Below are 5,431 nucleotides of genomic sequence, written 5' to 3' on the forward strand. Positions count from 1 at the left end.
GCAGGGTGGGACGACGGCGCGTTCGAGGACCACGGCGCGTCCGGGGACGACGTCGCCGTCGGGAACCCGGGCACGTCCGGCAGCTCGGGAGCACCCTGACCCGCGACGGCCGCGAGGGTCTGGGCCACGGCCACGAGGTGTTCGTGCACCCCCGCCTCCATGCGCCCCAGCGAGGAGACCCCGAGCGCGGCGAGCTCGTTCTGCAGGGAACGCAGGTCCTGAGCGCGCACCGCCGCGTAGTCCACGAGGTTCACCGCCGAGCGGAGGTGGCGGGGGTTGACCCGGGCGATCTCCTCCCGGCGCGCCACACGGGCCGTGCCGAGGGCCTCGAGCAGCCCGGTCACGCGCGACAGGCACGCGGCGGCTCGTTCCGCGCGCCGCTGCGCGGCACCGGGCGACGGCGCTGCCCCGAGCCTCGACTCAGCCCCGGGTGTCTCTGCGGTCCCGTTTCTCGGTGCGGTCATGGGGCTCCCCTTCCGGCCGTGTCCCCGGCACGACGGCGTGCGAGGGCACGTCCACGGTAGGCCACCCGGGTCAACGGCGGATGAACGGGAGACTGCTCGTCAGTGCGTGCTGAACTCGGTGAAGGAGTGGCTCGCCGGCCCGAAGTGCTCGTCCACGGTGATCACGGCGCCCGGGGTGTCCCGGGAGATCAGGGCCTGCAGGAACTCGCCGGCGGCCCACCGGGGGCCCTCGGCGACGACGGTCACCGTGCCGTCGTCGTTGTTCGTCGCGGAGCCCACGAGACCGAGCTCCTGGGCCTGCTGCCAGCACCAGTGGCGGAAGCCGACGCCCTGGACGGTGCCGTGCACCACGGCGTGCAGACCGATGGTCTCGTTGAGGTCCAGGGGTTCGGACGGGCGCCCGGACGCGGCGTTCGGGTGGATCGAGGGCATCTCCACGCCCCCAGCCTAGAAGACGGCCCGGCCCGTGCGCGTCGCGGTGACGCGCACGGGCCGGGCCGTCAGGTCAGTGGCTCGACCGGGTGCTCAGGCGAGACCGTCGATGGCCTCGGCGATCGGGGTGTCTCCGTCCGCGAACTCGATGAACGCGCCGGAGGTCCCCTTGGGGTCGGTCAGCGTGCGGGCGGCCACGAGGGCCACGTTGCCGCGGGAGGTGTTCCGGTTGTCGTCCTCCCCGGCGCGGCCCAGGGCGATCGATCCCGAGGGGTCGTCGTCCGTGAGCATGCCCGGGCCCAGGATGGTCCAGTCCAGGCAGCTGGCGCGCAGGTGGTCGTCCGCGTCCGCCTTGGACTGGGCGTAGGCGTAGAAGTCGTTGTCCTCGGGCACTCCGTGGTCCTGGCCCGCGCCCATGTAGGACACCATGACGTAGCGCTTCACGCCGGCCGCCTCCGCGGCGTCCATGCTGCGGATCGCGGCGTCGCGGTCCACGGCGTAGGTGCGCTCGGGGGACCCGCCGCCGGCACCCGCGGACCACACGACGGCGTCCTGGCCGGAGAGCAGATCGGTCAGCGCGGCCACGTCCATGCTCTGCACGTCCGCGACCACGGGCGTGGCACCCGTGTTCTCCACGTCCTCGCTCTGCTCCTCCTTGCGGATGACGGAGCGCACCGTGTCCCCCTGGGTCGAGAGCAGACGGCTCAGCTGCAGCGCCACCTTGCCGTGGCCACCGATGATCGTGATCTCAGACATTGCTGGTCCTTCCTGTCGCAACGATGCCGCGGGGGACGACTGCGTCCCCGGGCCCAGTACAGCAACCTCGGCCGGACGGATATTCCTGCGCCCGCCTCCGCGGCCGGGTTCCGCGCCCCGTTGCGGCCGCGCGGAACGAGCCGCTCCGGCCCCCCGGGGTCCGCCCTCAGCAGCCGGGAGACAGGGCGGGCAGGCCCTCCGTGAGCTCGCAGAACAGCCCCCGCAGATCCGCGTCGGAGCGCTGCAGCAGCGCGTCCGCGATCATGCCCACGAGACCGTGCACCGCGAACCGGTCCCGCCGCACCGCCGCGGCCGCGCCGTCGTCCTGCGCACCGGCGACGACGCCGCCCGCCGGGCCCCCGGCGTCGCCCACCCCGGTCGCGACGTCGCCCGCGCCCGGCTCGCTGCGCCGGGCACGCTCGGCGCGCAGCCCGGTCACGGCGTGGTCCACCACGGCGTCGCGGGCCGCCGCGCCCGCCGGGCCCGAGAGGACGCTGCGGTAGTAGTCGCGGTGGCGCGTCATGTGCGCCACGACCGGGGCGAGGACGGCCACCCACACGGAGGTCTCACGGGCGGCGGGGGGCTCCACGGACGGCACGGCGTCGCGCAGCAGCCACTCGGTGGCGCTGCGCAGCACCTCGTCCCGGGAGCCGAAGTTCTCGTAGACGGCCTTGCGGCTGACACCGGCGGCGGTGGCGATCTCGGTCATGCCCATGGCCGGAACGCCGCGCGCAGCCAGCGCCACGGCGGCTTCGACCACCGCGGTGCGGGTCCGTTCGATCCGCCGGTCCATGCATCCTCCGATGACGAGGTCGAGAATAAGTGACCTTGTCATTCAACGCGTCCGGTCGGATCGCCGCGACAACCCTAGGGGTGAGATGGGGCGGCGGGCTCACCGCCCGCCGGCGGTCACCGCCTCCACCAGGAAGACCTGTCCCTCGCCCTCGATCGTGGCGGTGCTCGGTCCCTCCAGGCAGATCAGGGACTGCCCGGCGGTGGCACGCACGTCCCCCGGCCCCACGGTGACCTCCCCCTCCGTCACCAGCACCATGCAGGTGCCCGCGAGCTCCCGGCGCACGGGGCTGCCGGGGGACACACGCGCGGAGACGAGCGAGACCGCGGGGTCCCACAGGGGGTAGCTCGCGGTGCCGTCGGGCTCCCCGTGCGGTTCCAGCACCGCCACGGGCTCGGACGTCCTGGACATCACGCGCAGCAGCTCGGCCACGTCCACGTGCTTGGGGGTCAGCCCCGCGCGCAGCACGTTGTCGGAGCAGCCCATGATCTCCACGGCCGTGCCGCTGAGGTAGGCGTGCACCTGCTGGGCCGGGGTGAACAGTGCCTGCCCCGGGGCCAGGTGCACCACGTTCATGCACAGCGCCACCAGCAGCCCCCGGTCTCCCGGGTAGTGGTGGGACAGCAGCCGGATCAGGGCGACGGCGCGCTGCACCGGGCCCATCTCCGGCGAGAGGGCGCGGGGTGCGGCGTCCGTGGTGCCGGTTTCCGGAGGGGCCTCCGCGGTCCGCGACGCCGCGGCGACGCTCGCGCGGACGGCCGCGGCGGCGGCGTCGTCCGACAGTTCGAGGACGTGCTGCACGGGGCACGGCGACTGCGCCGCGAGCGCGAGCCAGGCCAGGTCGAGGTGCTCGGCCAGCCGCGCGAGGTGGGCGGGCTCCTGCTGGCCCACGAGCAGCCACATCTCGGACAGCGCCACCACGGTCTCGGGCTTGGCGCGGTCGTCCTTGTAGTTGCGGTGGGGCGTGTCGAGCGGGACCCCGGCCGCGTTCTCGCGCGCGAAGCCCTCCTGCGCCTGCTCGGTGGAGGGGTGGACCTGGATGGACAGGGGCGCGGCGATGGCGAGGACCTTCAGCAGGAACGGCAGGTGCGGGACCACCTCGTGCAGCCCGCGGCGAGCGCCCTGCACCTCCACGTGGGACGGCGCGCTCGGGTGGGCGCCCATCCACATCTCGGCCTCCGGGTCCGCGGTGGGTGCGGTGCGACCCTGCATGGTCGCGAGCACCGAGCAGGATCCCCAGGCGTAGTGCTGGATCGGGTTGCTCATCCTCAGGAACTCGGCCATGTCGCACATGTAACCACAGCGTCCGGGGAAAATCCGTGCGGTGCACGGCACAGGGACGCAAGTGGGGACGCCCCGCCTGAGGGGCGCGCGGGGGCACCTCCCGTAGAATCCGAACGGTGACCACAGATCTTTCATCATCATTCAAGGCCTACGACGTCCGCGGCATCGTGGGTGAGAGCATCACCGCCGAGAGCGTGCGTGCCACTGGTGCGGCGTTCGTGGACGTGCTGGGCCTGGCGGGCTCGGGCGTGGTGGTCGGCGGGGACATGCGCCCCTCCTCCCCGGAGTTCGTGGCGGCGTTCGCCGAGGGTGCCACGCGCCGCGGTGCGGACGTGACCGTGATCGGCAGCATCTCCACGGACGAGCTGTACTTCGCGTGCGGCACGCTGGACTGCGCCGGTGCCACGTTCACCGCGAGCCACAACCCCGCCGCGTACAACGGCATCAAGATGGCCAAGGCCGGCGCCGTTCCCGTGTCCTCGGACACCGGGCTGTACGAGATCCGTGACACCGCGCAGGGCTACCTGGACTCCGGTGAGATCCCCGCCGCGGAGCGCCAGGGCACCGTGTCCGAGCGGGACGTGCTCGGCGACTACGCCCGCTACCTGCGCTCCCTCGTGGACCTGAGCGGCATCCGCCCGCTGAAGGTCGTGGTGGACGCCGGCAATGGCATGGCCGGCCTGACCACCCCCGCGGTGCTCGGGGACACCCTGCTCCCGGCCCTGCCCCTGGAGATCGAGCCCCTGTACTTCGAGCTGGACGGCACGTTCCCCAACCACCCGGCGAACCCGCTGGAGCCCGCCAACCTGGTGGACCTGCAGAACGCGGTCCGCGAGCACGGCGCGGACATCGGCCTCGCGTTCGACGGGGACGCGGACCGCTGCTTCGTGGTGGACCAGAACGGTGACCCGGTCTCGCCGTCCGCCGTGGCGGCCATCGTGGCCGAGCGCGAGATCGCCCGCGCCCAGGCCGGGGGTGAGGAGCACCCCGTGGTGATCCACAACCTCATCACCTCCAAGGCCGTCCCGGAGCTGATCGAGGCCAACGGCGGTCGGGCCGTGCGCACCCGCGTGGGGCACTCGTTCATCAAGGCCGTCATGGCCTCCGAGCACGCCGTGTTCGGCGGGGAGCACTCCGCCCACTACTACTTCAAGGACTTCTTCAACGCGGACACCGGGATGCTCGCGGCCATGCACGTCCTCGCCGCCCTGGGCGAGCAGGACGCGCCCCTGAGCGAGCTCATGGACCGCTACGACCCGTACACGGCCTCCGGGGAGATTAACTCGGAGATCGAGGACAAGGCCGCCGCGGTGGACCGCGTGCGCGCGCACTTCGCCGCCGAGGACCCGGCCGTCACGGTCGAGGACATGGACGGCACCACGTTCACCCACCCCGAGCAGGGCTGGTGGTTCAACCTGCGCCCCTCCAACACGGAGCCGTTCCTGCGCCTGAACGTCGAGGCACCGGACTCCGCCACCATGGAGACCGTGCGGGACACCGTCCTGCGCATCGTGCGCGAGGGCTGAGACCCGAGCACACACCGCTCCCCGGGTACGACGACGCCGCGCCACCAGATGGCAGGTTCCAGGGGTCCTCGCAACACCTGGTTGTTTAGTCAGTGATTAGTAGATCACGCAGACGCTGGGCTGGGTTCTTCCAGTCCAGCGTTTTGCGTGGTCGCCCGTTGAGTTCCTGGGCAACA

General features: G+C 72.5%; 5 protein-coding genes and 1 pseudogene. 1 reads left to right on the plus strand and 5 read right to left on the minus strand.

The features are described 5' to 3' along the window. The 5 genes and pseudogenes from D8M39_RS12285 to manA form a co-directional block, all read right to left on the minus strand. Positions 1-464, minus strand: a pseudogene (locus D8M39_RS12285) (hypothetical protein); the annotation flags it as partial. Between the two features lie 99 nt (positions 465-563). Continuing rightward, the gene (locus D8M39_RS12290) at positions 564-896 is read right to left on the minus strand and encodes an acylphosphatase (protein WP_055082627.1); all 333 of its coding nucleotides are present in this window, start codon (positions 894-896) and stop codon (positions 564-566) included. Between the two features lie 93 nt (positions 897-989). Then, a complete protein-coding gene (locus tag D8M39_RS12295) occupies positions 990-1,652 on the minus strand; it encodes an SDR family oxidoreductase (protein WP_055082625.1) in 663 nt (220 codons plus the stop codon). A 166-nt stretch (positions 1,653-1,818) separates the two neighbouring features. After that, on the minus strand, positions 1,819-2,445 hold the full coding sequence (locus tag D8M39_RS12300; RefSeq protein WP_232300197.1) for a TetR/AcrR family transcriptional regulator: 627 nt from the start codon (positions 2,443-2,445) through the stop codon (positions 1,819-1,821). 99 nt (positions 2,446-2,544) lie between these two features. Beyond that, positions 2,545-3,729, minus strand: a complete 1,185-nt coding sequence (manA, locus tag D8M39_RS12305; protein WP_238694087.1) for a mannose-6-phosphate isomerase, class I — start codon at positions 3,727-3,729, stop codon at positions 2,545-2,547. A 116-nt stretch (positions 3,730-3,845) separates the two neighbouring features. On the opposite strand from manA, the gene D8M39_RS12310 reads away from it, so the two are divergent. Next, entirely contained in the window at positions 3,846-5,255 is a 1,410-nt protein-coding gene (locus tag D8M39_RS12310; protein ID WP_055082621.1) for a phosphomannomutase/phosphoglucomutase, read from the plus strand. Positions 5,256-5,431 lie beyond the last annotated feature (176 nt).

The sequence above is a fragment of the Kocuria sp. HSID17590 genome (assembly GCF_003989485.1).
GTDB classification, from domain to species: domain Bacteria; phylum Actinomycetota; class Actinomycetes; order Actinomycetales; family Micrococcaceae; genus Kocuria; species Kocuria salsicia.

Coding starts and splice junctions, on each gene's coding strand:
- D8M39_RS12290 (WP_055082627.1), bottom strand. CDS start 896: ATGCCCTCGATCCACCCGAACGCCGCGTCCGGGCGCCCGTCCGAACCC.
- D8M39_RS12295 (WP_055082625.1), bottom strand. CDS start 1,652: ATGTCTGAGATCACGATCATCGGTGGCCACGGCAAGGTGGCGCTGCAG.
- D8M39_RS12300 (WP_232300197.1), bottom strand. CDS start 2,445: ATGGACCGGCGGATCGAACGGACCCGCACCGCGGTGGTCGAAGCCGCC.
- manA (WP_238694087.1), bottom strand. CDS start 3,729: ATGGCCGAGTTCCTGAGGATGAGCAACCCGATCCAGCACTACGCCTGG.